Annotated in this window: 20 protein-coding genes and 3 tRNA genes; 13 read left to right on the top strand and 10 right to left on the bottom strand. The window is 68.9% G+C overall.

Annotation, left to right across the window (positions count from 1 at the left end; genetic code table 11):
- Positions 1-9: 9 nt before the first annotated feature.
- Positions 10-1,395, bottom strand: a complete 1,386-nt coding sequence (locus Pmi06nite_RS25440; RefSeq protein WP_203955630.1) for an MFS transporter — start codon at positions 1,393-1,395, stop codon at positions 10-12.
- Between the two features lie 77 nt (positions 1,396-1,472).
- Positions 1,473-2,336 carry a hypothetical protein gene (locus tag Pmi06nite_RS25435; protein WP_203955629.1) on the bottom strand — a complete coding sequence of 288 codons (864 nt, stop codon included), beginning with the start codon at positions 2,334-2,336 and terminating at the stop codon, positions 1,473-1,475.
- 312 nt (positions 2,337-2,648) lie between these two features.
- On the opposite strand from Pmi06nite_RS25435, the gene serA reads away from it, so the two are divergent.
- Both serA and Pmi06nite_RS42680 read left to right on the top strand, forming a co-directional pair.
- Complete coding sequence (gene serA / locus Pmi06nite_RS25430) at positions 2,649-4,238, top strand: phosphoglycerate dehydrogenase (RefSeq protein WP_203955628.1); 1,590 nt, start codon at positions 2,649-2,651, stop codon at positions 4,236-4,238.
- Between the two features lie 435 nt (positions 4,239-4,673).
- Positions 4,674-4,802 carry a hypothetical protein gene (locus Pmi06nite_RS42680; RefSeq protein WP_275409602.1) on the top strand — a complete coding sequence of 43 codons (129 nt, stop codon included), beginning with the start codon at positions 4,674-4,676 and terminating at the stop codon, positions 4,800-4,802.
- A gap of 48 nt (positions 4,803-4,850) precedes the next feature.
- Here Pmi06nite_RS42680 and Pmi06nite_RS25425 read toward each other — a convergent pair whose 3' ends face one another.
- Genes Pmi06nite_RS25425 through Pmi06nite_RS25410 form a run of 4 tightly spaced genes read right to left on the bottom strand, consistent with a single transcriptional unit; the run spans position 4,851 to position 8,889 of the window.
- Positions 4,851-5,900, bottom strand: a complete 1,050-nt coding sequence (locus tag Pmi06nite_RS25425; RefSeq protein ID WP_203955627.1) for an ROK family protein — start codon at positions 5,898-5,900, stop codon at positions 4,851-4,853.
- Positions 5,897-7,084 carry a sugar ABC transporter permease gene (locus Pmi06nite_RS25420; protein ID WP_203955626.1) on the bottom strand — a complete coding sequence of 396 codons (1,188 nt, stop codon included), beginning with the start codon at positions 7,082-7,084 and terminating at the stop codon, positions 5,897-5,899. The genes Pmi06nite_RS25425 and Pmi06nite_RS25420 overlap by 4 nt, the downstream gene beginning before the upstream one ends.
- Complete coding sequence (locus Pmi06nite_RS25415; RefSeq protein WP_203955625.1) at positions 7,081-7,800, bottom strand: ATP-binding cassette domain-containing protein; 720 nt, start codon at positions 7,798-7,800, stop codon at positions 7,081-7,083. Before Pmi06nite_RS25415 ends, Pmi06nite_RS25420 begins: the two co-directional genes overlap by 4 nt.
- Entirely contained in the window at positions 7,801-8,889 is a 1,089-nt protein-coding gene (locus Pmi06nite_RS25410; protein WP_203955624.1) for a sugar ABC transporter substrate-binding protein, read from the bottom strand. It abuts the gene before it with no gap.
- A 433-nt stretch (positions 8,890-9,322) separates the two neighbouring features.
- On the opposite strand from Pmi06nite_RS25410, the gene Pmi06nite_RS25405 reads away from it, so the two are divergent.
- The 3 genes from Pmi06nite_RS25405 (at position 9,323) to Pmi06nite_RS25395 (ending at position 12,591) form a co-directional block, all read left to right on the top strand.
- Entirely contained in the window at positions 9,323-10,261 is a 939-nt protein-coding gene (locus Pmi06nite_RS25405) for an ROK family protein (RefSeq protein ID WP_373317333.1), read from the top strand.
- Positions 10,262-10,307: 46 nt separating this feature from the next.
- Positions 10,308-11,354, top strand: coding sequence for a 3-isopropylmalate dehydrogenase (locus Pmi06nite_RS25400; RefSeq protein ID WP_203955622.1), 1,047 nt, complete (start codon positions 10,308-10,310; stop codon positions 11,352-11,354).
- 145 nt (positions 11,355-11,499) lie between these two features.
- Entirely contained in the window at positions 11,500-12,591 is a 1,092-nt protein-coding gene (locus tag Pmi06nite_RS25395) for a branched-chain amino acid aminotransferase (RefSeq protein ID WP_203955621.1), read from the top strand.
- 197 nt (positions 12,592-12,788) lie between these two features.
- Here the strand turns inward: Pmi06nite_RS25395 and Pmi06nite_RS25390 are convergent, their stop codons facing one another.
- Positions 12,789-13,442, bottom strand: coding sequence for an O-methyltransferase (locus tag Pmi06nite_RS25390; RefSeq protein ID WP_203955620.1), 654 nt, complete (start codon positions 13,440-13,442; stop codon positions 12,789-12,791).
- A gap of 328 nt (positions 13,443-13,770) precedes the next feature.
- Here Pmi06nite_RS25390 and cimA point away from each other — a divergent pair, with 328 nt between their 5' ends.
- On the top strand, positions 13,771-15,345 hold the full coding sequence (gene cimA / locus Pmi06nite_RS25385) for a citramalate synthase (RefSeq protein ID WP_203955619.1): 1,575 nt from the start codon (positions 13,771-13,773) through the stop codon (positions 15,343-15,345).
- A gap of 46 nt (positions 15,346-15,391) precedes the next feature.
- Here cimA and Pmi06nite_RS25380 read toward each other — a convergent pair whose 3' ends face one another.
- Positions 15,392-15,772 carry an antibiotic biosynthesis monooxygenase family protein gene (locus Pmi06nite_RS25380; RefSeq protein WP_203955618.1) on the bottom strand — a complete coding sequence of 127 codons (381 nt, stop codon included), beginning with the start codon at positions 15,770-15,772 and terminating at the stop codon, positions 15,392-15,394.
- A gap of 154 nt (positions 15,773-15,926) precedes the next feature.
- On the opposite strand from Pmi06nite_RS25380, the gene Pmi06nite_RS25375 reads away from it, so the two are divergent.
- Entirely contained in the window at positions 15,927-16,697 is a 771-nt protein-coding gene (locus Pmi06nite_RS25375) for a fumarylacetoacetate hydrolase family protein (RefSeq protein ID WP_203955617.1), read from the top strand.
- The gene (gene gltX, locus Pmi06nite_RS25370) at positions 16,690-18,054 is read left to right on the top strand and encodes a glutamate--tRNA ligase (protein ID WP_275409601.1); all 1,365 of its coding nucleotides are present in this window, start codon (positions 16,690-16,692) and stop codon (positions 18,052-18,054) included. Before Pmi06nite_RS25375 ends, gltX begins: the two co-directional genes overlap by 8 nt.
- Positions 18,055-18,681: 627 nt before the next feature.
- On the opposite strand, the gene Pmi06nite_RS25365 is transcribed toward gltX, so the two are convergent.
- Positions 18,682-20,661 carry a M3 family metallopeptidase gene (locus Pmi06nite_RS25365; RefSeq protein ID WP_203955616.1) on the bottom strand — a complete coding sequence of 660 codons (1,980 nt, stop codon included), beginning with the start codon at positions 20,659-20,661 and terminating at the stop codon, positions 18,682-18,684.
- 160 nt (positions 20,662-20,821) lie between these two features.
- Here Pmi06nite_RS25365 and Pmi06nite_RS25360 point away from each other — a divergent pair.
- The 5 genes from Pmi06nite_RS25360 (at position 20,822) to Pmi06nite_RS25340 (ending at position 22,867) form a co-directional block, all read left to right on the top strand.
- Positions 20,822-20,893, top strand: a tRNA-Gln gene (locus Pmi06nite_RS25360).
- Between the two features lie 44 nt (positions 20,894-20,937).
- Positions 20,938-21,010 (top strand) — tRNA-Glu (locus Pmi06nite_RS25355).
- 12 nt (positions 21,011-21,022) lie between these two features.
- Positions 21,023-21,095, top strand: a tRNA-Glu gene (locus Pmi06nite_RS25350).
- Positions 21,096-21,308: 213 nt separating this feature from the next.
- A complete protein-coding gene (locus Pmi06nite_RS25345) occupies positions 21,309-22,316 on the top strand; it encodes a TlpA disulfide reductase family protein (protein ID WP_203955615.1) in 1,008 nt (335 codons plus the stop codon).
- A gap of 56 nt (positions 22,317-22,372) precedes the next feature.
- Entirely contained in the window at positions 22,373-22,867 is a 495-nt protein-coding gene (locus tag Pmi06nite_RS25340; RefSeq protein WP_203955614.1) for a PaaI family thioesterase, read from the top strand.
- Here Pmi06nite_RS25340 and Pmi06nite_RS25335 read toward each other — a convergent pair.
- Positions 22,845-24,539: a hypothetical protein gene (locus tag Pmi06nite_RS25335; RefSeq protein ID WP_203955613.1), complete on the bottom strand. Its 1,695-nt coding sequence runs from the start codon at positions 24,537-24,539 to the stop codon at positions 22,845-22,847. The genes Pmi06nite_RS25340 and Pmi06nite_RS25335 overlap by 23 nt on opposite strands.
- Between the last annotated feature and the right edge of the window lie 5 nt (positions 24,540-24,544).

Below are 24,544 nucleotides of genomic sequence, written 5' to 3'. Positions count from 1 at the left end.
ACGGCGGTGTCAGGCCTCCGGCGCCGCCGTCTCGGAGGTCTCCTTCGGCTCCGACGCGGTGATCGCGGCCAGGCGGTCGGCGGTGAGGTCGTACTTCATGGTCATCCAGATGCTCGCGATGGTGATCACGGCGGGGATGGCGGTGAGGCCGACGATGACGGCGGTGTGCGCGCTCTCCGGCTGGGTCACCGGGTTCTCGGGGTCGGAGGAGATGAAGCCGCCCACAGCGAGGGTGGCGCCGTAGATGGTCGCGCCGAAGGCGGCGACGGCGTTCTCGGCCGCGGTCCACAGGCCGGTGAAGACGCCGCCCCTGCGCTCGCCGCTGACGGCTCCGTCATAGGCGATCACGTCGGCGAGCATGGAGAACTGGAGGAGTTGCAGCCCCGCGTAACCGATGCCGACCACCACGACCGCCAGGTGGGCGTACAGCGAGCCCAGAGCGGGAGCCCCGACGGCCAGGATGTCGCCGATCGCGAACAGCGCCGCGGCGAGGATCATCGCACCGCGCTTGTCGAGCCTGCGGGCCAGCCACACCCACAGCGGCATCGTCACCAGCATGGGCGCGACGAGAGCGGCGAAGAGCGTGACCTTCGCGTCCGGGTCGTCCAGCGTGTACGCCGCGAAGTACGGAGCGCCCGCCAGCATCACACCCGCTGCGAGGGTCTGAGCGGAGCTGAGCCCGAGCAGCCACATGAACGGCTTCGACGTCCGCGCGGCACGCACCTGCGCCCGCAGTGTTCCTCCCGCCGACTGCTGCTGGCCGGTGAACGGGGCACGGGCCGTGCCGTAGAAGGAGCCGATCATGGCGGCGAGCAGGATGAGCGCGAAGACGATCCCCATCATGCGGTAGCCGTCCACGGTGTGACCGGCGATGAGCGGCGCGACGATCCCGCTCAGCCCGATCGAGATGGCGATGAAGACCATCCGCCACTGCAGCAACGAGGTCCGCTCGTGATAGCTGCTGGTCATCTCGGCCGGCATCGCCTTGTACGGAACCTCGTACAGAGCGAATCCCGTGGCCGCGATCAGGAACATCACGCCCACGAAGATCCCGGCCGAGGTGCCCTTGAGCGGGGGGCCGAGGAACATCAGGGCGAAGAACAGCGGGAGGACGGCCGCGCCGGCGAGCAGCCACGGTCGCCGCGGCCCCCACCGCGACGTCGTACGGTCCGACCACTGACCGACGAGCGGGTTGGCGATCAGGTCCCATGCCTTGGGGAGGAAGACCACGACGCCGGCGAGCAGGGCAGGTACGGCGAGCACGTCGGTCATGTAGATCAGCAGCAGCAGACCGGGAATGGTCGTGAAGTTCGCCGAGCAGAACGAGCCGACGGCATACCCGAGGCGCACGCCGGTGGACACGTTCGAGGGGGGCCTGGCCGTCGCGGAAACCATGCCGTCATTCAAGCCGAGCAAGCGCCCGACCGGAAGGCTTTCTAGATCGCAATCGGGGTACGAGAGAGGCGGTGCCGTCAGTCCGTGACGTCGGCGCAGACGACGTGCGCACCGAGTTCGATCATCCGGCGTTCGGTGTGGGAGTCCGCCACGCGGGCCATGAGCGCGGGCGCCTCGCTGGCCGCGAGTTGCGGCAGCTGTGCCCGGACCCGGCGGTGCAGGCTCTTGACGATGTCGTCCGCGGAGGGCGTGTGCACCTTGACGTGCAGCATGATCCCCGACGTTCCGGCGGCGGTGCGCGCCTCGGAGATCCAGACATGGTGGACCAGCGGGAAGTCACGGAGCATCTCTCCGATCGCCACCCGGAGGGCGGGCAGGATCGGATGACTCGTCCGGCGGTAGCTGGGGTCGACCACGGGCGCGGCGCCAGGCGTGTGCTGCCGCGGCGCGGGGACCCAGGACGAGGACACCGGGGCCGGGACGGGAACGGGAGCGCTCCGCGGCAGGTGCGAACTCGTGATCGCCGCCATTGCTCCCGTGGCGTACGCCGCGGGAACGGGGGCCGACTGCCTGTTCAGTGCGGGTGTCGGGCCGGTGCGGGTCGTCCGGAGATGCCGCTGGAGGTCCTCGATCGGCACGGCCGCCGCAGCGGGACCGGCCGCGTCGATGACGATCTCCCGGACACCGGTGACGCGCTGGATGTCGAGGATGGTGTCGGCGTCGCAGACCGATAGCGAGTGGCTGCCGTTGTGGCGCGCGTAAGTCGCGGGCCCGGTGTAGCCCAGCAGAACCCGCTCGCCGTTCTGGGTCGTCCCAAGCACCACGGAGCGGTCTGGCCGTACGGCAACGAGGATGCCCCATTCCGCCAGAGCCGCAAGCAGCTCCTGGGGACCGCCGTGCTGCGCGAGCACTTCGCCGAGGGAGGGGTTCCCGATGCTCATATGCTGAACGATAGGTAGAGAACCATGGCTTAAGCAGGCTAATCGTCAAGATTGGGTGCTATCAATACCAAGACGACCCTTGTACGGATAGGACCGGTCCAAGTTGGGTAAACAACCCCACTAGTGCCCACATCGGCATAGGTCTCACCTCTCACTGTGGTCACACGAGCCCCCGCCTCCGTTCGCGTGAAGCCCCGTCTTCGCGGAATCGACACGGGTTCCGTCTCGGATGGCGGATCGCTCGTGAGAGCTTTCACAAGCTCCGGCTAGACTCGCGCGTGTCCGAGCCGTCGCACTTCGAAGGACTGACTAGTGAACAGGCCCGTCGTACTTGTCGCAGAAGAGCTCTCCGATGCGGGTCTCGCCGTCCTCGGCGCGGACTTCGAGGTCCGCCATACCGACGGCGCGGACCGGGCGCAGCTGCTGCCCGCGCTCGCCGACGTGGACGCCGTGATCGTCCGCAGCGCCACCCAGATCGACGCGGAGGCCGTGGCCGCGGCGCCGAAGCTGCGGGTCGTCGCCCGCGCGGGCGTCGGCCTCGACAACGTGGACGTCGAGGCGGCCACCAAGGCCGGTGTCATGGTGGTCAACGCCCCGACCTCCAACATCACCAGCGCGGCCGAGCACACCATCGCGCTCATCCTCGCCAGCGCCCGCAACGTCGCCCAGGGCCACTCCGCGCTCAAGGACGGCGAGTGGAAGCGCTCCAAGTACACCGGTGTCGAGCTCGACGGCAAGGTCGTCGGCATCCTCGGCCTCGGGAAGATCGGTCAGCTGGTCGCGCAGCGCCTGCAGCCGTTCGGCGTCGAGCTCATCGCCTACGACCCCTACCTGCAGCCGGCCCGCGCCGCCCAGATGGGTGTGCAGCTCGTCTCCCTCGAAGAGGTCCTCGAGAAGGCCGACTTCATCACCGTGCACCTGCCGAAGTCGAAGGAGACCGTCGGTCTCATCGGCGACCGCGAGCTGCACCTGGTCAAGCCCTCCGTGCGCCTGATCAACGTCGCCCGCGGCGGCATCATCGACGAGAACGCCCTCTACGCCGCCATCAAGGAGGGCCGCGTCGCCGGCGCCGGCATCGACGTGTTCGCCAAGGAGCCCTGCACCGACAGCCCGCTGTTCGAGCTGGACCGGGTCGTGGTGACGCCGCACCTCGGCGCCTCGACCCACGAGGCCCAGGAGAAGGCCGGCACCCAGGTCGCCCGCAGCGTGAAGCTCGCCCTCGCCGGCGAGTTCGTCCCGGATGCCGTGAACGTCCAGGGCGGCGCCGTCGCCGAGGACGTCAAGCCGGGCCTGCCGCTCACCGAGAGGCTCGGCCGCATCTTCACCGCCCTCGCGGGCGAGGTGGCGACCAGGCTCGACGTGGAGGTGCGCGGGGAGATCGCCGCACATGACGTCCGCGTGCTGGAACTGGCCGCCCTCAAGGGCGTCTTCACCGACGTCGTGACGGACGCGGTGACCTACGTCAACGCCCCGCTGCTCGCGAAGGACCGCGGCGTGGTGGTCGAGCTGGTGACCAGCGGGGAGAGCCCCGACTGGCGCAACCTCATCACCGTCAGGGGCGTGCTCGCCGACGGCCGCACGGTGTCGGTCTCCGGCACGCTGTCCGGCCCCCGGCAGATCACCAAGATCGTCGAGGTCAACGGCTTCGCGATGGAGATCGAGCCCACCGACCACCTGGCGTTCTTCACCTACACCGACCGGCCCGGCATCGTGGGCATCGTGGGACGCCTGCTCGGCGAGCACGGCGTCAACATCGCCTCCATGCAGGTCTCCCGGAACGTGAAGGGCGGCAAGGCCCTCATCGCTCTCACCGTCGACTCGGCCATCCCGTCCGACGTCGTGGAGCAGATCGGCGGCGAGATCGGCGCCGACAGCGGCCGTACGGTCGACCTGGAGGACTGAGCACGGCCGGCGGCCACGCGGTCGCCGTAGGACATATGGGGCAGGGAGCCGATCGCCGATCGGCTCCCTGTTCGTTTTTCTCCGCTCGTCCTTCCGAGGGCTACGCCGTCCGAGGGGTACGGCTGGGGCTCGGGATGCGAGAGAGCCGGATGTGGCTGGTCAGGCCGGTGATGCTTTTGGGATTCCGTCTCAACAAGTGAGATGCTAGGTCGTCCTACAAGATACTGGGGTAACCTGGCTGGAGATGACGCGCCAGGTGTTCGTACTCCTTACCTGCCGCGGCGGGGCCTGATCATGGCAGGCCGGCGACCCGCCGCGGTGTGCGGCGTGTGCCGGCCAATGGCTTCTCGGTTCCAAGACGCGTGATCCGCGCCGGAGCCCGAAAGTCATGAGCCCCGGGTTCGCGACCGGAATCCGCCTCCCAGCATTCCTTTCTTGGAGATGAGATCCGCCATGTACGAGATGTATCCCTGGAACCGCCCAGAAGACGCCGAAGACGAGGCCACCGCCGCGCTGCAGACCGCCCTCGACCGGCGTGACAACGGCGGCTCGCCGCAGCGCTGACGCTTCCCCCGATCGAGGGGTGGCCTTCACGGGGATCGGCCGGCCGGTCTAACCGGCCGGCGTGTCCCCGTCCAGTGCCAGGGCGAGTGCTCCGTAGAGGGGCGCGTCGTCTACGAAACGGGCCGCCACGATCTCCGGCGGGTACGGCACGGCCTGCCGTACGGCCTCGCGCAGGTGGGGCATGATCAGCGAGGCCGCGCCCATCATGCCGCCCCCGACGACGACGCGGGACGGATCGAGCGTGACGCAGAGATTGGCCAGGGCGAGCCCCAGCGCGTCGAAAGCGTCGTCGAGCAGGGTCCGCACGCGTGGCTCGTCGCCGCGTTCGAACAACTGGGCCGCGGTCACCGGACTGCCGAGCAGTTCGGTGCCGCGCCCGGCCAGCGCGACCCCGGAGACGTACTCCTCCAGATGCGCCCGGGCCGCGGCGGGCTCGGACACCTCCTGCTGCCGTGTCGTCACCCCGCCGGACCCGTCGGCCGGCCGTGGCACGCGCAGGTCGTCGGCATGGCGGGCGAGGTAGGCGATCTCGCCCGCGGCGCCGTGCGCACCCCGGATCACCCTGCCGTCGACGACGAGGCCGGCCGCGAGCCCGGTGCCGAGGTTGAGGTAGATCCCGTCACGTACTCCCGCGAGGTTGCCCCACCGCAGTTCGGCGGCCGTCGCGGCTTTCACGTCGTTGGCGACGAACACCGGCGTCCCGCCGAACTCCTGCCGCAGCAGGCCGGGGAGTGGCAGCCCCTCCCACCCCGGCACGTTGGGCGCGAGCCGTACGACGCCGTCGCGGACGATGCCGAAGGTGGACACGCCGACGGCGACCAGGTCCCCGGCCTGTGAGGCGACCAGGGCGCGGCAGGCCAGCACGGTGCGGCGCACCACCTCGGCCGCTCCCTCGAAGCCGCGGGTCTCCAGGCGTGTCACGGGCGGAGCCGTTCCCAGCGCCGCTTCCAGCGCGGCACCAGGAGCCGCTCCGGAAACCCCGGAAGCCGCCCCGGGGGGCACTCCCGCGGCACTCAGCGGTGCCACGGTGAGCGCCACCTTGGTGCCCCCGAAGTCGATGCCCAGCACATAGGGAAGCGGTTGCGTGGTTTCGCTCACGGGGTGCTGCCGCGCCGGGCGAGCGAGTCGATGGCCACAGCGAGGGCGAGGACCGCCGCGGTGACCATGTACCGGACGGAGGAGTCCACGCTCAGCAGGTACATGCCGTTCGTGATCGACTGGATGACCAGGATGCCCAGCAGCGCCGCGTAGGTCCGCCCCCGGCCGCCGAACAGCGACGTGCCGCCGATGACCGCCGCGGCGATCGCCATGAGGAGGATGTCGCTGCCGCCGGAGCCCTGGTTGACGGCCGACAGGCGGCTCGCCGACAGGATGCCGCCGAACGCCGCCAGCGTGGAGGAAAGGACGAACGCCAGCACCCGGATCCGGGTCACGCTGATGCCCGCCCGCCGGGCCGCCTCGACGTTGCCGCCCACGGCGTACATCCACCGGCCGAACGCCGTGTGCCGGAGCACGAGGTCGAAGGCGACCACTAGCGTCCCGAAGATCACCAGCAGGAGCGGCACGCCCCGGTCGGCCGACATGACCAGGACGGCTCCCGCCAGCACCACGGTGAGGCCGCCGATCTTGACGGCGGTCCACCACGCCGGCGGCACCGGAAGCTCCGCCGCGAGCCGCAGTCGCCGGTTGATCAGGCTCGACCCTCCGGAGACCAGGACCAGCAACGCGACGATGAACCAGGCCAGCCAGGGCGGCAGCCACGTGTCGCTCAGCTTCGCCACGAAGCCGTCGAAGGGCAGGTTGACGATGCCGCCCTCGCCGAGCAGGTAGAGCAGCAGGCCCTGCCAGCCGATCAGGCCCGCGAGCGTCACGACGAACGACGGCATCCTGAGCCGGGTGAACATGATCCCGTGCAGGAGGCCGACCAGCGCCCCGGCCGCCAGGGCGACGACGATCGCCAGGATCGGGTTCCAGCCCTGCCGTACGGACAGGATGGCCATGACGACGGCGCACAGGCCGCTGACCGAACCCGCGGACAGGTCGATCTCGCCCAGCAGCAGCACCATGATGATGCCGAGTGAGATCGTCCCCGTCGCCGCCATCTGCAGCGCCAGGTTGGTGAGGTTCTCCGGGGACAGGAAGTGCTCGTTGAGGGACCCGAAGACGACGGCGATCGCGATCAGGGCGCCGACCACCGGCCAGGCGCCGAGATCCCCGTGCCGCAGTCGCTCGATCGCCTCCTTCGGCGTGTACGGCTTGCGCGTGACCGTGGCGGCGTTCATGCGGCGGCTCCGGTGATGGCGGCCACGATCGACTCCTGGGTGGCGTCGGCCGTGCGGAACTCGCCGGCGTTGCGGCCGAGGCGCAGCACGACGACGCGGTCGCTGACCGCGCGCACGTCGGCGAGGTTGTGGGAGATGAGCAGCACGGCGAGGCCGCGCTCGCGCAGCCGCCTGATGAGGTCGAGGACCTGGGCGGTCTGCTCGACTCCCAGCGCGGCGGTCGGCTCGTCCAGGATGACCAGGCGAGGCTCGCCGATCAGCGCGCGGGCGATGGCCACCGACTGGCGCTGGCCGCCGGAGAGCATCGCCACGGGCACCCTGATGTCGCGGATGCGCACGTCGAGGGAGGTCAGCAGGTCGCGCGCGGATCGTTCCATCCGGATGTGGCTCAGCACCGACCCCTTCCGCAACTCGGACCCGAGGAAGAGGTTGGCCACGACGTCGAGGTTCTCGCAGAGCGCGAGGTCCTGGTAGACGGTCGAGATGCCGAGCCGCTGCGCGTCATGGGGGTCGCCGATGTGCGCGGGCTCGCCGTCGATCGCGACGCCTCCGGAGTCGGGGCTGACCACGCCGGCGATGACCTTCACCAGTGTCGACTTGCCGGCGCCGTTGTCCCCGACCAGGGCGACCACCTCGCCGGGGTGCAGGTCCAGGCTCACATCCTGGAGAGCCTGGACCGCGCCGTAACGCTTGGACACGTCTTTCGCGGAGATCATCTACTGGATGCCCGCCTTCGCGCACGCGTCCTTGAGCTCCGGAGTGCAGATGTCGGACGCCTTGTAGAAACCGTCCTTGACGATGGTTCCGGCGATCTTGTCCGCGGTGACGGGGATGGGGTCGAGCAGGAACGACGGGACACTCGCGGTGCCGTTGTTCACGGTCGTGGGCGCCGCCGGCTTCTCGCCCTTGGCCACCGAGACCGCCAGCTCGGCCGACTTCTCCGCCTCGGCCCTGATGTCGAGGTAGATGGTCATGTACTGGTCGCCGCTCAGGATGCGCTGCACGGCCGCGAGCTCGGAGTCCTGACCGGTGATCGGCGGCATGGCGCTGTAACCGGCGCGCTTCATCGCGGCGATCGCGCCGCTGGCCATGCCGTCGTTGGCGGACAGGACGCCCACGATGTTGTCACGGCCGAGGGCGGTGATGGCCTGCTCCATCTCCTGCTGCGCCTTGTCGGGGCTCCAGTCGGGGGTGTCGAACTCCCGGCCGATCTTGACCTTGCCGTCGAGGACGTTGTGCGCGCCCTTCTTGTAGTCGGCCGAGCTGGGGTCGGTCGGCGAGCCGTGGATCATCACGATCTGGCCCTTGTCCACCGTCCCCTTGGCGGTCAGCGCGTCCAGCAGGCCCTGACCCTGCATCTCGCCGACCCGGACGTTGTTGAACGACACGTAGTACTCGTAGCCGATGCCGGAGATCAGCCGGTCGTACGCGATGACCGGCACGTTCTTCTGCTTGGCCTGGTTGACCAGCGGCGCCACGGCCGCAGCGTCGACCGCGTCGAGCACCAGCACGTCGGCGCCCTGGGTCAGGGCCGCCTCGACCTGCTGCTGCTGTTTGGTGGCGTCCTGGTCGGCGTTGGAGTACAGGAGCTTGCAGTCCGCGCAGAGCGCCTTCACCTTCGCCTCGAACAGCGGCCGGTCGAAGGCTTCGTAGCGGGTCGTCTTCGACTCGGGCAGGAAGAGGGCGATGGTCTTGCCGCCGCCGCCCGTCTCCCCGGACTGTGTGGCGCCCGTGGTCGAACCGTTCCCGCAGGCCGCGGCGAGCAGAAGCGCCGCGGCGGATATGGCCAGCATTCCTCGACGCATTGGACACGATCCTTTCTCACGACCCGGAGGGTTGATAAGAAAGGTAATTTACTATCAGGTGGAATGACTAGGGGTTGGGGAAGATCACGTTCGCGGAGGCCGCATGGTGCAGGGCGATCCACTGATGATCAACTGGCCCGCCTTCCGCGGCGGGTATGTCAACCTTGGGAACGTGGTGAGTATGAGCGGCGGGACCGCCAACACGACCAGCCTGCTCAGGGTGATGAACGAGCGGGCGGTGTTCGGTGAGATCTTCCGGCTCGGCAAGGTCTCCCGGCCGGAGCTCGCTCAGGCCACCGGGTTGTCCAAGCCGACCATCTCCGTGGCGCTCGCCGATCTGGAGCGTGCCAAGCTGGTCCGCCCCGTCGGCCTGCGCACCGGCAACGCGGGCCGTGCCGCGCTGCTCTACGAGATCCGCCCCCAGGCGGGCTCGGTGCTGGCGGTCGACATCGGCAGGGCGTACGTCCGGCTCGCGCTCGCCGACCTGGTCGGCGACATCGTCGCGCGCAAGGACGAGCCGTCGCGCGCGGAGAGCTACGACGAGGTGCTCTCCCAGCTCTCGGGGATCGTCGACCAGCTCACCGCCGAGGCCGGGATGACCCGCGCGGACATCACGCTCAGCGTGTTCGGCACCCCCGGCATCCATGACAAGGAGACGGGCATCCTGCGGCTCGCCCCCAATCTCCCCGGCTGGGAGCAGCCAGGGGCGGTCGAGCGGCTCGCCGACGTGACCGAGTCGCCGTACGTCGTGGAGAACGACGTCGACCTCGCCGCGGTGGGGGAGGGCGCCTACGGCCTCGGCCAGGGCGTGTCCCACTTCGTCTACGTCTCCATCGGCACGGGAATCGGCATGGGCGTCGTCATCGACGGCAAGCTCTACCGCGGCTCCCAGGGGGCGGCAGGGGAGATCTCCTACCTGCCCGTCGGCGAGGGGGATCCGCTGGTCAACCCGGGGCGCGGCATGTTCGAGTCCGTCGCGTCGGCCGACGGGGTCGTCGCCGCGGCGGGACGGTTCGGCATGGTCGCGGCCACGGCCAAGGAGGTCTTCGACGCGGCCAGGGCGGGCGACGAGACCGCGGGGAAGGTCGTCGCCGCCGAGGCCGATCACGTGGCGCACGCGCTCGCGGGCGTCACCGCCGTCCTCGACCCCGAGTTGGTCGTGCTCGGCGGGGGGATCGGCGCACAGGCGGGTGACCTGCTGATCGAGCCCGTCGCCGGGCGGCTGGAGTCGCTCGTGGCCCTCAGGCCGCCGCGGATCGAGAGCTCCACCCTCGGGTCGGACGCGGTGCTCCTCGGCGCCCTGGCCTTCGGGCTCACCACCGCGCGCGACCTCGTCTTCGAGCGCGCGGTGGCCATGACGCCGCTCGGATAGTGAGACCGTTTGTTCGAGCTCCGAGACGAGCCGGTAGGGTACACGCATGGAGTCGAGCAGCATCCGCCTCGCGGTGATCCCCGGTGACGGGATCGGCACCGAGGTCGTCGCCGAAGGCCTCAAGGTCCTTCACGCAGCGGGCGTCAAGACGGAGACGGTCGAGTACGACCTGGGAGCCAGGCGTTACCACGCGAGCGGGGAGACCCTCCCCGACGGCGTCCTCGAGGAGCTTCGCGGCTTCGACGCGATCCTGCTCGGCGCGGTGGGCGACCCGAGCGTCCCGCCGGGCGTCCTGGAGCGCGATCTGCTGCTGCGGCTGCGTTTCGAGCTCGACCACTACGTGAACCTGCGCCCGGTCAAGCTCTTCCCGGGGGTGGAGACCCCCCTCGGCGGCGTCCGTCCCGAGGACATCGACATGATCGTCGTCCGCGAGGGCACCGAGGGCCTGTACGCCGGAGCCGGTGGCGTCCTGCGCCGCGGCACGCCGCAGGAGATCGCCACGCAGGAATCCCTGAACACGGCCTTCGGCGTCGAGCGCGTCGTCCGTTACGCCTTCGACAAGGCGCAGGCACGGCCGCGCCGCAAGCTCACCCTGGTCCACAAGACCAACGTGCTGACCTTCGCCGGCGACCTGTGGGCCCGTACGGTCGATCGGGTCAGCGTCGAGTATCCCGAGGTCACGACCGACTACTGCCACGTCGACGCGGCGTCGATGTTCTTCGTGAACCAGCCGCAGCGGTTCGACGTGATCGTCACCGACAACCTGTTCGGCGACATCCTCACCGACATCGGCGCGGCCGTCGCGGGCGGCATCGGGCTCGCGGCCAGTGGCAACGTCAACCCCTCCAGGACCACGCCGTCCATGTTCGAGCCGGTCCACGGCAGCGCGCCCGACATCGCGGGCCAGGGCAAGGCCGACCCGACGGCGACGATCCTGTCGGTCGCCATGCTCCTCGACCACGTGGGCCTCGCCGCCGCGGCGGCACGGGTCGAGCAGGCGGTGGCCGACGACCTGATCGGGCGTCAGGTGGCCGGATCAGACAGGCAGACCCGCGAGATCGGCGACGACATCGCCGCACGAGTAGCCGGCTGAAGCCGGGCCGCTCACCCCCTTCACAGCGCATGGCGGCCCGGTTAGGGCCACCATGCGCTTTTTCATACCCATCGGATGCCCTAGGTTTTCGTTAGCCGCTTCGTCGCACAATGAAGATGACGACGTAGAGAGAAGGATCCTCGCCATGACCACCCAGCTCAGCTTCGACGTGCAGCTCAACCAGCAGGCCCGCACCGTGGCCGAGCGCGAGCAGGTACTGGCGAACCCCGGCTTCGGGCAGACGTTCACCGATCACATGGTCTCCATCGACTGGACCGAAGGACGCGGCTGGCACGACGCCAGGCTCGAGCCGTACGGGCCGCTGGTCCTCGACCCCGCGACCTCGGTGTTCCACTACGCCCAGGAGCTTTTCGAGGGTCTCAAGGCCTATCGGCAGTCCAACGGGTCGATCGTCACGTTCCGCCCGTACGCCAACGCCGCCCGCTTCAACCAGTCCGCCCTCCGCATGGCGATGCCGGAACTGCCCGAGGACACCTTCGTCGAGTCGCTCGAACTGCTCGTCCAGACCGACCGCGACTGGGTGCCGACCACCGAGGGACACAGCCTCTACCTGCGCCCCTTCATGATCGCCACACAGGCCGGGCTCGGGGTGAACCACCCGTCGCGGAACTACCGGTACATGGTGATCGCCTCGCCGGCGGCGTCGTACTTCTCCGGCGGCGTGCGGCCGGTGTCGGTCTGGCTGTCGACCGAGTACACCCGGGCGGCTCCCGGCGGCACCGGGTTCGCCAAGTGCGGCGGCAACTACGCGGCGGCCTTCGTCGCCCAGCGCCAGGCCGTCGAGGAGGGCTGTGACCAGGTGGTCTGGCTCGACGCCTTCGAGCACCGCTGGGTCGAGGAGATGGGCGGGATGAACCTGTTCTTCGTCTTCGGCGACCGCCTCGTGACCCCGGCCCTGACCGGCACCCTGCTTCCGGGCATCACCCGCGACTCGATCCTGAGCATGGCGGGCGAGCTCGGGGTCAAGGCCGAGGAGGGCAAGATCTCCATCGAGGAGTGGCAGTCGGCCTGCGAGTCGGGGGAGCTCACCGAGGTCTTCGCGTGCGGGACGGCCGCCGTCGTCACGCCCGTGGGCACGGTCAAGGGATCCGACCGCGGCTGGACCGTCGGCGACGGCACCCCCGGCCCGGTCACCCTCAAGATCCGCGAAGAGCTCATGGGCATCCAGTTCGGCACCCGCCCCGACACCCACAACTGGGTCCGCAAGATCTGCTGAGCTGCCACAACCCTTGTGGTGATCATGCACAGGTTCGTGGCGAGGGCGGCTGAGCTGCCACAACCCTTGTGGTGATCATGCACAGGTTCGGGAGGAGCATCCGTGACCTGCGCATTCACCATTCGTGATCATGCATGAATTCGGTGGAAGGCCGCCGACCTGGCCTTCCACCATCCGTGATCATGCACACGCCGGAGTCAGTTCTTACGGACCAGGGTGAGCCCGTCGGCGATCGGCAGCAGCACGCTGGTCACTCGGGAATCACCCGCCACGAGGTCGTTGAACGCACGCATCCCCGGCACATTGCCTCCGTTGGAGGCGTCGGTGATTTTGCCGTGCTGCAGCGTGTTGTCCACGGCGATCAACCCGCCCGGCGCGAGCCGTACGAGGATCTCCTCGTAGTAAACGGGGTAGCCGGCCTTGTCCGCGTCGATGAACGCGAAGTCGATCCACTCCTCGCGAGGCAGTGCCCGCAACGTCTCGGCCGCCGGGCCGAGGCGAAGCTCGATCTTGCCGGCCACGCCCGCCTTGTCCCAGTAGCGGCGCGCGATCGACGTCCATTCGTCGCTCACGTCGCAGGCCAGAAGGTGCCCGTCGGACGGCAGGCCCCGGGCGATGCAGATCGACGAGTAGCCGGTGAAGGTCCCCGCCTCGACGGCCTGCCGTGCTCCGGTGAGCTGGACGAGCATGGTGAGCAGCGTGCCCTGCTCGGGGGCGATCTGCATGCCGGCGTTCCCGCCGGTGATCCGCAGAGTCTCCTCCGCCAGGCCGAGCAGCAGGTCGTCGGGCGGGTCGGTGTGCGAGGCGGCGTACTCGGCCACGGCGATGTCGATGAAATTGGCAGCCTTCATGGTGACCACCCTAGACAACGCCGATCGCGAGAAGCAGGGCGATTCGGACATGCTTCGCACCGCGTTCACACCGCCCCGGCGGCGGTCCGAAGGCCGCCGTCGCGGTAGGCCGCCGTCTCGTCATTCGAGATCGATGTGCCAGATGCTGAAGTCGTATGGCAGACTGCAAGGCACTATGCGCTTCGGTCTGCTCATTATCAGCAGGCGCGCCGGCTAAAGGACAACGCCGGCGCGCAGACCTCTCACGTCCGTGGGGGGTCTTTTTGTTTGGCCGGAAACCCCGGGAAGCGCGCGCGGCGACATGAACACCCGCGAAGGAGACAGAGCAATGGCCGATGACGGCTTCCATGTGTATGACACGACGCTCCGTGACGGCGCCCAGCAGGAGGGGCTCAATCTCACGGTGGCCGACAAGCTGGCGGTCGCGCGGCACCTGGACGGCCTCGGCATCGGCTTCATCGAAGGCGGCTGGCCCGGCGCCAACCCCAAGGACACCGAATTCTTCCGGCGGGCCCGAACAGAGCTCGACCTGAAGCACGCGCAACTCGCCGCGTTCGGCGCGACCCGCCGGGCCGGAGTGAAGGCCGCCGACGATCCATTGGTGGCCGCCTTGCGCGAGTCCGGCGCGCCGATCGTGACCCTTGTCGCCAAGAGCCACGACCGGCACGTGGAGCTGGCCCTCCGGACGACACTTGAGGAGAACCTCGCGATGATCCGCGACACGGTCTCCCATCTGCGCACGGAGGGCCAGCGCGTCTTCCTCGACGCCGAGCACTTCTTCGACGGCTACAAATCGAACCCGGCGTACGCGCTGGAGGTCCTCCGTACCGCGGCGGAGGCCGGGGCGTCGGTGATCGCGCTCTGCGACACCAACGGCGGCATGCTGCCCGACGAACTCGCGGGCGTCGTCCACGCGGCGGTGGGCACGGGCGCCCGGATCGGCATCCACTGCCACGACGACACCGGCTGCGCGGTGGCCAACACCCTCGCCGCGGTCGCGGCCGGCGCGACCCACGTGCAGGGCTGTGCCAACGGCTACGGCGAGCGCGCCGGGAACGCCAACCTGTTCACGGTGGTCGCCAACCTGCAGCTCAAAAAGGGTTTCGACCTCGTCCCCGCGCAGTCGCTCGGAGACATGACGCGCATCGCCCACGCGATCACCGAGGTGACCAACGTCACGCCCAACTCGCACCAGCCGTACGTCGGGACCTCGGCGTTCGCGCACAAGGCAGGGCTGCACGCGTCGGCGATCAAGGTCGATCCCAACCTCTACCAGCACATCGACCCCGCGGAGGTCGGCAACGACATGCGGATGCTGGTGTCCGACATGGCCGGCCGGGCGTCGGTCGAGCTCAAGGGCCGCGAGCTGGGCTACCAGCTCAGCGGCGACCAGTCCCGCCAGCTCGTCGACCGGGTCAAGGAGCTGGAGTCCCGCGGGCACACGTTCGAGGCGGCGGACGCGTCGTTCGAGCTCCTGCTGCGCGACACGGTCTCAGGCGAGCGGAAGCGGCACTTCTCGGTCGAGTCGTGGCGGGTGATCGTCGAACGGCGTCCCGCCGGGGACATCGTCAGCGAGGCCACCGTCAAGCTGCACGCCAAGGGCGAGCGGATCGTCGCCACGGGCGAGGGCAACGGCCCCGTCAACGCGCTTGACAAGGCCGTACGGCTGGCCCTCGAGCAGCTCTACCCGGAGCTCGCGGCGGTGCAACTGGTCGACTTCAAGGTGCGCATCCTGGAGGGCACGCTCGGTACGGACGCGGTCACCCGCGTGCTGATCACTTCAAGCGACGCCACCGGCGAGTGGGCGACCGTGGGCGTCGACGAGAACATCATCGAGGCCTCGTGGCACGCGCTGGAGCAGGCCGTGACGTACGGGCTCCTGCGCGCGGGACACACTGCCTGATCGTTCGGGCCCGGCCCGCGAGGGAGTCGGGGCCCGGCCGCGGAGATCAGGACTCGCGGGGCGCGGCGCTCTGGACGACCTCGAAGGACCACAACTCCGATCCGGAGGCGGCCGGGCCCTGTCCGTGACCGTGGCCCTGCCCCTGGGCCTGCCCGTGACCGTGGCCCTGCGCGCCGGCCTCCGCCGCCGCCCGGGCGTGGCCCGCCTGGAACGCCTGGCTCTGCTGCCAGCGCTGGAAGTCCTCCTCGCTCCGCCAACGGGTGTAGACGAGGTAGCGGTCCGTGCCCTCGACGGGGCGCAGAAGCTCGAACCATTCGAACCCGTCGGAGGACTCGACCATCCCGGCGCGGTTGGCGAACCGCTTCTCCAGTTGCTCGCGCATCTCCCCGGGCACAGTCAGCACATTGATCTTCACGACCGAAGGCACATGGACTCCCGTACGACTCGATGCTCGTCTGACCGGTGACCCCTCGGGCACCAAGGACCACCTTACGGCGACCGTACGGCCCGGCCTGGCGGGCGGCTCGCCGCGAAGCGAAACTCGAGTGTGACCACTCGTCGATCGGCACTAGGCTCGTGACGTGCGTATCGCGAGGTTCTCCACAGGCGACGGGGTCGCTTTCGGAGTGGTGGAAGAGGGCGAGCAGGTCATCGCCAAGATCGACGGTCATCCCTTCGGCGGGATCCAGCTCACGGGTGAGCGGTATCCGCTGGCGGAGGTCCGGGTGGTCGCCCCGATGTTGCCGAGCAAGGTCATCGCGATCGGCCGCAACTACGCCGACCACGCCAAGGAGATGGGCAACGAGGCTCCGGCAGAGCCGATCGTGTTCCTCAAGCCCAACACGTCGGTGATCGGGTCGGGCGAGGCCATCGCGTACCCGGAGAAGCTGTCCGAGAGGGTCGACTTCGAGGGCGAACTCGCCGTGGTCATCGGGCGGCTGTGCCGTGAGGTGCCGGTCGAGCGCGCATTCGACGTGATCTTCGGTTACACCTGCGCCAACGACGTGACCGCCCGTGACCTCCAGTCCAAGGACGGTCAGTGGACGCGGGCCAAGGGCTTCGACACGTTCTGCCCGCTGGGCCCGTGGATCGAGACCTCGCTCGACCCGAGCGACCTCGCGCTCACCACTACCGTCAACGGCGAGCTTCGGCAAAGCGCGCGCACGTCGCTGCTGCTCCACGACATTCCCGCGCTCATCGCGCACGTCAGCGCCTTCATGACCCTGCTGCCCGGGGACGTCATCCTGACGGGCACTCCCGCCGGGGTCGGCCCGCTGTCCGTCGGCGACGAGGTCAGCATCGGCATCGAAGGAATCGGAACTCTCACGAACCGGGTGGTCTCACGTGACTAGGGTGCGCTTCGCCCCCTCGCCCACCGGCATGTTCCACGTCGGCGGGGCACGCTCCGCGCTGTTCAACTGGGCGCTCGCCGAGCAGTCCGGCGGCACCTTCGTCCTGCGCATCGAGGACACCGACGCGGCGCGCAACCGGCCGGAGTGGACGGAGGGCATCATCTCGGCCCTCGCCTGGATCGGCATCAACGGCGACTCGCCCCACTTCGAGGGTCCCTACTTCCAGTCGGCCTACGAGCAGCAGCACCGCGAGGCCGCGGCGAAGCTGCTGAAGGACGGGCGCGCCTACCACTGCACCTGCACGCGCGACGAGGTCAAGGCCAGGACGGGCTCCGAGCACCAGGGCTACGACGGCTTCTGCCGGGACCGGGGTCTGGCCGAGGGCGCGGTTCGCTTCCGCACGCCCGACGACGGCGTCACCGTCGTGGAGGACAAGGTCCGCGGCCGGGTCGAGTTCCCGAACTCGGCCATGGAGGACTTCGTGATCGTCCGCGGCGACGGCTCGCCGCTGTTCGTCCTCGCCAACGTGGTCGACGACATGGAGATGCGGATCGACCGCGTCGTCCGGGCCGAGGAGCACCTGTCGAACACGCCCAAGCAGCAGCTTCTCTGGGAGGCGCTCGGCGCCGAGCCGCCCCAGTGGGCGCACGTGCCCGTGATCGTCAACGAGAAGCGGCAGAAGTTGTCCAAGCGTCGCGACAAGGTCGCCCTGGAGTCCTACCGGGACGAGGGCTACCTCGCGGAGGCGATGGTCAACTACCTGATGTTGCTCGGCTGGTCGCCCGGTGACGACCGCGAGATCCTGCCCTGGTCGGAGATGATGCCGCTGTTCCGGCTGGAGGACGTCAACCAGTCGCCGGCGTTCTTCGACGAGAAGAAGCTGCGGGCCTTCAACGGCGAGTACATCCGGGCGCTGCCGCTCGACATCTTCGTCGCCCGCTGCGAGCCGTGGCTGGACCCGTCCTGGGACCGGGGCGTGTTCGGCAGGGTGGCGGAGCTGGCCCAGACTCGGATCGCGGTGCTCTCGGAGATCACGGCCAACGTCGACTTCCTCTTCCTGGAGGAGCCCGCCTTCGACCAGGCGTCCTGGGACAAGGCGATGAAGCCGGGCGCGGCGGAGATCATCTCCGGCTACGCCGAGCGGCTGGAGACGGTCAGCTGGGACGCGGAGTCGCTCAAGGCCGCTCTGGAGGAGGTCGGCGCCGAGCGGGGGCTCAAGCTGGGCAAGGCCCAGGCCCCGGTGCGGGTCTCGATCACGGGCAGGACGGTCGGCCTGCCGCTGTTCGAGTCCATCGAGGTCCTCGGCCGAGCCCGCTCCCTCGACCGCCTCCGCACCACCCTGACCAAACTCACCTGATCCCCCCCTTCCCCGGGGCGTGATCATGCACGGGTTCGTGAAAGTAGGCCTTGAGCTGGCCGAACACCGGGCGTGATCATGCGCAGGTTCGGGGTTTGGGTGCATGACCTGCACCGACCTCAATCGTGATCATGCGCAGGTTCTTGTTCATGAGGCCTGACCAGGCCGGACGTCTTTCGTGATCATGCACAAGTTCGCGGGAGCATGCCATGAGCTGCCCGTATGCCGTTCGTGATCATGCACTCGGCGGCCCTTGTGGTCTATAGCGACCGGCGGTGGTCGCACTTGCCGAGTGCATGATCACCAATGATGATGCTCCTGGTCAGGGGTCGCTTAGAAGAATGTGCGCATGATCACGTGCGGGGGGTTCGCAGCTCAGGAGCCTCGCGGCCGAACTCGTGCATGATCACGTTTGAGATCTGCGCTGGTCAGCGGGCAACTTTACGAACTTGTGCATGATCACGCTCGGGGTTTGGGCAGGCCGCGGGGCACATGCGCGAGCCTGTGCATGATCACCCATCACTACCGTCATCACCCACCGCTACCCCCATCACCCACCGCTACCACCGTTACCTACCGCTGCCACCGTCACCCGCGGCTACCACTACCACCCACCGCTGCGCACAGTTAGAGGAGGCCGCGGCGGGTGAGGAGGGGGGTGATCTCCGGGTCCCGTCCGCGGAAGTTCCGGAAGGCCGTGAGCGCGTCGACGCTGCCGCCCTTCGACAACAACTCCCGCCGGAACTTGTCGCCGTTCTCACGCTGGAGGCCGCCGTTCTCCTGGAACCACTCCACCGTGTCGGCGTCGAGCACTTCGCTCCAGATGTAGGAGTAGTAGCCGGCGCTGTAGCCGCTCGCCCAGATGTGAGCGAAATACGTGCTCCGATAGCGGGGAGGCACGGCCGCAAGGTCCACTCCGGCGCGCTTCAGCGCCTCCGCCTCGAACCGCTCCGCCTCGCCGCCCGTGTAGGCCGTGTGCCAGGCCCAGTCGAGCAGGGTGGCGGCCAGGTACTCCACGGTCGCGAACCCCTGGTTGAACTTCTGCGCCTCCAGCATGCGGTCCACGAGTTCCTGCGGCATGGGCTCGCCGGTCTCGTAGTGCTTCGCGTAGTTCGCCAGGATCTCCGGATCGGTCGCCCACATCTCGTTGACCTGTGACGGGTACTCCACGAAGTCACGCGGCACGGCCGTACCCGAGAAGCGCGGGAACCTGACGTCGGAGAACAGGGCGTGCAGGGCATGCCCGAACTCGTGGAACATCGTGTTGACCTCGTCGAAGGTCATCAGGGTCGGCTCACCCTTGACGATGTTGAGGTTGTTGACCACGACGGGCCCGGTGCCCAGGAGCGCCGACTGCTTGACCAGGCTGTTCATCCACGCGCCGCCCCGCTTGGAGGCCCTGGCGTGGAAGTCCCCGAGGAAGAGGCCGAGCGGTGTGCCGTCCTCGTTGAAGACCTCGAAGACCCGAACATCCGGGTGGTATCCGTGTAGATCGGACCGCTCGGTGAAGGTGATGCCGTACAGCCGGGTCGCGGCGTGGAAGACGCCCTTCTCCAGGACGGTGTTCAGCTCGAAATACGGCCGCATGCTGGCGCTGTCGATGTCGTAGCGCGCCTTTCGCACCTTCTCGGCGTAGAAGGGCCAGTCCCACGGCTGCACGGCGTGTCCGGCGATCTCCTCGAGGTCGGACTGCTCCTTGCGGGCGTTCGAGACGGCCGGGGGAACGAGTCTGTCGAGCATGTCCGTGACGGCCTGGGTCGTCTTGGCCGTCTGGTCGGCCAGGACGTACTCCGCGTGGTTCGCGTATCCGAGCAGGCCCGCCCGCTCCTGCCGTAGCGTGGCGATCTCGGTGATCAGCCCGGCGTTGGCGGCGCCGCGTCCGGTGGACGCCTCGTGGATCCGCTGCCGCAGCGACCGGTCGGTCAGCTCCGTGAGGTACGGCTGGCTGGTCGGCAGCACGAGTGTCACCAGGTACTCGCCGTCGAGGCCGCGCTCCTTCGCGGTCTCCTGGAGCCCCTGCACCGCGTCGGCCGACAGCCCGTCGAGCTCCGAGACGTCGTCGACGACCACGGCCCGCGCGTTGGTGTCGGCGAGGAGGTTCTGCTGGAACGTCGTCGCCAGCGTGGAGAGCCGCTCGTTGAGCAGCCTGAGGCGCTCCTGGTCCTCCCGGTCGAGTACGGCCCCCGCCCGGGTGAAGTCCGTGAGATACCGATCGAGCAGCCAGCGCTGCTCCTCATCGGCCGCCTCGACCGCCTGGATGCGGGCGAAGAGCTTCGCGTTGAGGTGGACGGCGTCGGCGTGCTTGGCCAGCCTGGGCGTGATGTCCTTCTGGACCTCCTGAACGCCCGGAGTCGCGTCGGAGGACACCTGGTTGAAGAAGACCGTGGAGACCCGGTCCAGGAGCTCTCCAGACCTTTCCAGGGCCTCGATGGTGTTCGCGAACGTCGGCGGCTCCGGATCGTCCGCGATCGCCGTCACCTCGGCGAGATGCTCGGCCATGCCCTGCTCGAACGCCGGCGCGTAGTGCTCCTCCCTGATCTCCCGGAACGGAGGCAACCGGTAGGGGAGCGGGCTGGTGCTCAAGAAGGGATTCGCATCCGGCGTCATCGGTGACGACTCCTCACAGGGGTGCTGACGTGTGGTTCCACCCTCGCATAAGTCAAGCTCACGCTGTGATCGCAGGACGCGCGAGAATCGTTTTGGTGGTGGGTCCCAAGCTGGGCTATTCTTTCGGAGTCGCAAGCGGCCCCTGTGGTTCGCGAGCAGATGGGGTATGGGGTAATTGGCAGCCCGGCTGATTCTGGTTCAGCTAGTCTAGGTTCGAGTCCTGGTACCCCAGCTGGATCCCCCCATGGGATTCTGCTGGATAAGATGCAGTGCGAAGGTCCCGTCGTCTAGTGGCCCAGGACGCCGCCCTCTCAAGGCGGTAGCGGCGGTTCGAATCCGCTCGGGACTACTCACTGCGCAAGGCTCCGTCGTCTAGTGGCCTAGGACGCCGCCCTCTCAAGGCGGTAGCGCCGGTTCGAATCCGGTCGGGGCTACAAACTCGGGTAGAACCCTCGGACGCTCCTGTCCGGGGGTTTTTCGCTGTTTTCCGACATTTCACCCGCCCACGCGCCCACCCCGCCGCCCGCTGTCCATCGCGACTCTTCGCGGCCTCGCAAGCTGTCCGGCATCATCCGCCGTCTCCGACATTGACTGGACAGCGCCGCTATCCAATAATTGGAGAGCGAAGCTATCCAATGGAGGTGTCCGTGTTCACGTTGCTGATGGACGGCCGGGAGGACCGGGTCGAGAGTCTGACCGTTCCGCACGGCGAAGCGATCTTCGGGTGGGTGCGCAAGCCGCATGGCTGGTGCCGCGACGACGCGTGCATACCCGCTTTCCGTGCGGCCGAGGTCGAGACGCCGGAGGGTGTCGACCTCGCCGGGTTCGCCGGGCTGCTGGGCCGGATCGCGGTGGTCGATCCCGTCGAGCGGCTGATCGCGGTTGGCGAGGCCCAGAGGCTCGGCCCGGACGAGGCGCCGGATTTCACGCTCGACGGCTTTTCCCTCCGAGAGGCGCGAGGCAGCAAGATCGCGCTCGTCTTCTGGGCCTCCTGGTGCGGTTGCCGCTATGACCTGGCCGCGTGGGACGAGCTCCACGAGGAGCTCTCGCCGAGCGGGCTCACCGTCGTCAGCGTCTCCCTCGATCGTGATCCCGAGGACGCCCGGCCGTGGATCGAGGGCCTGGAGCATCCGTCGCTGATCGACGCCGAGGGCTCGGTGGCGGAGCTCTACAACGTCGTCAACGTGCCGACCGTCGTATGGATCGACGAGGAGGGCCGGATCGCGCGGCCGCAGGACACCATGACCGCGACGGACACGTTCCGTGAGATGAACGGCCTGTCCTCCGAGGACGCCAAGAACGCCCTCCGGAGGTGGGTCCTCGACGAGGAGTCCGGCCTGACGCCGGAGGTCGTACGGGAGCATCTGCGGATCCCGACGGAGGAGGAGCGCCGCGCGCGCCTGCACGCGCGGCTCGCCGCGTGGCTGTTCCGCCATGGCCGTACGGCTCCCGCACAGGGACACGCTCGCGAGGCGGCGGAGCTCGCGCCGCACGATGTGGCCGTCAGGCGGAGCCTGATGCCGCTGAGCGGGGCCGACCCCTTCGGCGACGAGTACTTCAGGCTCAGGGACGAACTGGAGGCCAGGGGGGTGGCCATCTACCGCCCGCTGCCGGACTGGTCGGGGGGAGGCGCCGCAGCGGAGGTACGCGCCTGAGGGAACCCGCGGCTTTCGATTGCGTTCGGCGGCACCTGGGTTCCAAACTTAGACCCATGACGACGACCGCCAACTCGCGAACGCATTCCTGGTTTCCCCCGACCCCGGCCACTGGGGAGCTCAGCGGGCTGGACTTCCTCCGCGCCCTGATCGACGGGGAGATCCCGCCCCCGCCGATCGCCGGCACGCTCGGCTTCACCCTCGTTCACGTGGAGCCGGGCAAGGCGATCTTCGAAGGGGAGACCGGTGAGCACCTGTACAACCCGCTGGGCTCGATCCACGGCGGCTACTACGCCACCCTGCTCGACTCGGCCCTCGGCTGCGCGGTGATGACCCGGCTACCGGCCGGCCGGGGCTACACCACCACACAGTTGGGGGTCCACATGATCAGGCCGGCGTTCGCCCACACCGGAGTCCTCCGCTGTGAGGCGAACACCGTGCACGTCGGAAGGACGACCGCCACCGCGGAGGCGCGGCTCGTGGGCGCGAACGACGGCAAGCTCTACGCCCACGGCACGACGGCCTGCGCTATTTTCCCGACCGCGCCTTGAACAGGGCCCGCTTGGCGGCCTTGCCCACCTGCTGGTCCGGGTGGGCGTCGCCCACGGCCTCCAGCAGCTCCTCCAGGTGCGGGTGAGGGACCTTCCAGATCACGTCGAGCAGGCCGATGATCGTCTGCGCCGTGCCGATGTCGTGGAGGCTGCTCACGAACTCGGTGCGGCCGAGACCCGCTGAGATCGTCCACATGTCGAGGATCAACCAGTGCGTGTCCGCCTGGGTGGGCTCGAGAGCGTCCTCGGCGTCGAGTTGGGCGAGGTGGGTCGCGGCGTACGGCCGGAGCGAGGCCTCCTCGAGCGCCTCGCGCCAGGCCGGTACGGCGGCCTCGCCGAGGGAACCCACCATGCTGGCCGCCTGGACCCGGATGAGGGCGTCGGCCTCGTCCTCCGCGGCGGCGGCCAGGAGTTCGGAAGCCGCGCGACCGGGGTCGCGAAGGGCCATCCAGGCGGCGAACTCGGCGTCGGCCTCCTCTTCAGGCAGGTCGGCGCTGAACGACAGCAGATCGAGGGCCGTCATCGCGTCGATCGCCGGACGGGCGTCCACCTCGATGTCCGCCTCATCGATCATGTGCACGACGCCTTCGGTGCCGAGCGGCGTCAGTGTGACATCGCTGTCCTCGACGGTGACCATTCCGTAGCCCGTGAGCCAGGCGATGACGGGGGCGAGCGGGTCGCCGGCGGCGGCCCACGCGTCCGTGCCGAGATCGTCGTACTCGGCCGTGGCCTCGGCCAGCTCGTCTCGCAACTCGTCGAGAGAGCGGCTGCCGCCGTTGAGCAGGACCCTGATCAGCAGTGCCCGGGTGAGCCCGGAAAGGGCCAGTGTCAGGTCGTCGTCGTCGAGTTCGGGGTCGCCGTAGTCGATCGAGTGCAGACCGAGCATCCAGACGTCCAGGGCGTCCTCGTCGTCCTCGAACGGCCAGGCGGCGGTGTCGGAGTCGACGCTCACGGTGTCTTCGCCGTCGGGAGCGATGAACTCCAGATCGATGGCGAGGTTCCAGATGTTCCAGAGGGACTGCGGCTCGGACAGGCCGAGCACCTTGACGGCGTCGGCGACCTCCTCGTCGCTGAGCAGGGTCTCCTCGCCGACCTTGCGGCCCGTGCCGACCCACAGCGCCAGATCGCGCGCCTGGCCGACGAGCCCGACCTGGCGGGCGGCCCCGGCCAGCTCGGAGTCGGGCCGCAACCGGATGGTGGGGAGGTCGGAGATCTCGTCGGCGAAGGGCTCGAAGTCGCCGAGGCTCTCGTCCTCGTCGAGCTCGTCCTCCTCCTCGTCCCAGTCCCGCTCGGAGAGTGCGTCCTCCATCGCGTCGACGAAGTCGTCCTCGAGTTCGTCGAGCTCCTCGATCAGGCCCTCCAGCGTGTCCGAGCCGGCCGACAGGTGGCCGGTCGAGGACAGGAAGGTCAAGTACGCCCGGAGGGCCGGCACCATGCCGTCCGCGGCGGCGTCGGGATCCTCGACGGCCTGCGGCATCCGCTCCAGAAGCAGGTTGCGCAGATCCTGTCGTTTCCACAGCCCTGCGTCGCCCTTGACGTCCAGGCGATGCCACAGCGCGGCCGGGCCCACGAGGTCAGGGTCACTGCCCGGTGCGTTGGCCGGCGCCCAGAGGATGAATTCTTGGAGCAGGGGACGCAGTTCAGCGGCGGCTGCCTCGATGCGATCTGTCACCCCGC

It is taken from the genome of Planotetraspora mira (assembly GCF_016863275.1).
GTDB classification, from domain to species: Bacteria; Actinomycetota; Actinomycetes; order Streptosporangiales; family Streptosporangiaceae; genus Planotetraspora; species Planotetraspora mira.
Note: the sequence above shows the minus strand (reverse complement) of the source record. Positions and strands in the feature narration are given on the sequence as shown.

Coding starts and splice junctions, on each gene's coding strand:
- Pmi06nite_RS25440 (WP_203955630.1), bottom strand. CDS start 1,395: ATGGTTTCCGCGACGGCCAGGCCCCCCTCGAACGTGTCCACCGGCGTG.
- Pmi06nite_RS25435 (WP_203955629.1), bottom strand. CDS start 2,336: ATGAGCATCGGGAACCCCTCCCTCGGCGAAGTGCTCGCGCAGCACGGC.
- Pmi06nite_RS25420 (WP_203955626.1), bottom strand. CDS start 7,084: ATGAACGCCGCCACGGTCACGCGCAAGCCGTACACGCCGAAGGAGGCG.
- Pmi06nite_RS25415 (WP_203955625.1), bottom strand. CDS start 7,800: ATGATCTCCGCGAAAGACGTGTCCAAGCGTTACGGCGCGGTCCAGGCT.
- Pmi06nite_RS25410 (WP_203955624.1), bottom strand. CDS start 8,889: ATGCGTCGAGGAATGCTGGCCATATCCGCCGCGGCGCTTCTGCTCGCC.
- Pmi06nite_RS25400 (WP_203955622.1), top strand. CDS start 10,308: ATGGAGTCGAGCAGCATCCGCCTCGCGGTGATCCCCGGTGACGGGATC.
- Pmi06nite_RS25395 (WP_203955621.1), top strand. CDS start 11,500: ATGACCACCCAGCTCAGCTTCGACGTGCAGCTCAACCAGCAGGCCCGC.
- Pmi06nite_RS25390 (WP_203955620.1), bottom strand. CDS start 13,442: ATGAAGGCTGCCAATTTCATCGACATCGCCGTGGCCGAGTACGCCGCC.
- cimA (WP_203955619.1), top strand. CDS start 13,771: ATGGCCGATGACGGCTTCCATGTGTATGACACGACGCTCCGTGACGGC.
- Pmi06nite_RS25365 (WP_203955616.1), bottom strand. CDS start 20,661: ATGACGCCGGATGCGAATCCCTTCTTGAGCACCAGCCCGCTCCCCTAC.
- Pmi06nite_RS25340 (WP_203955614.1), top strand. CDS start 22,373: ATGACGACGACCGCCAACTCGCGAACGCATTCCTGGTTTCCCCCGACC.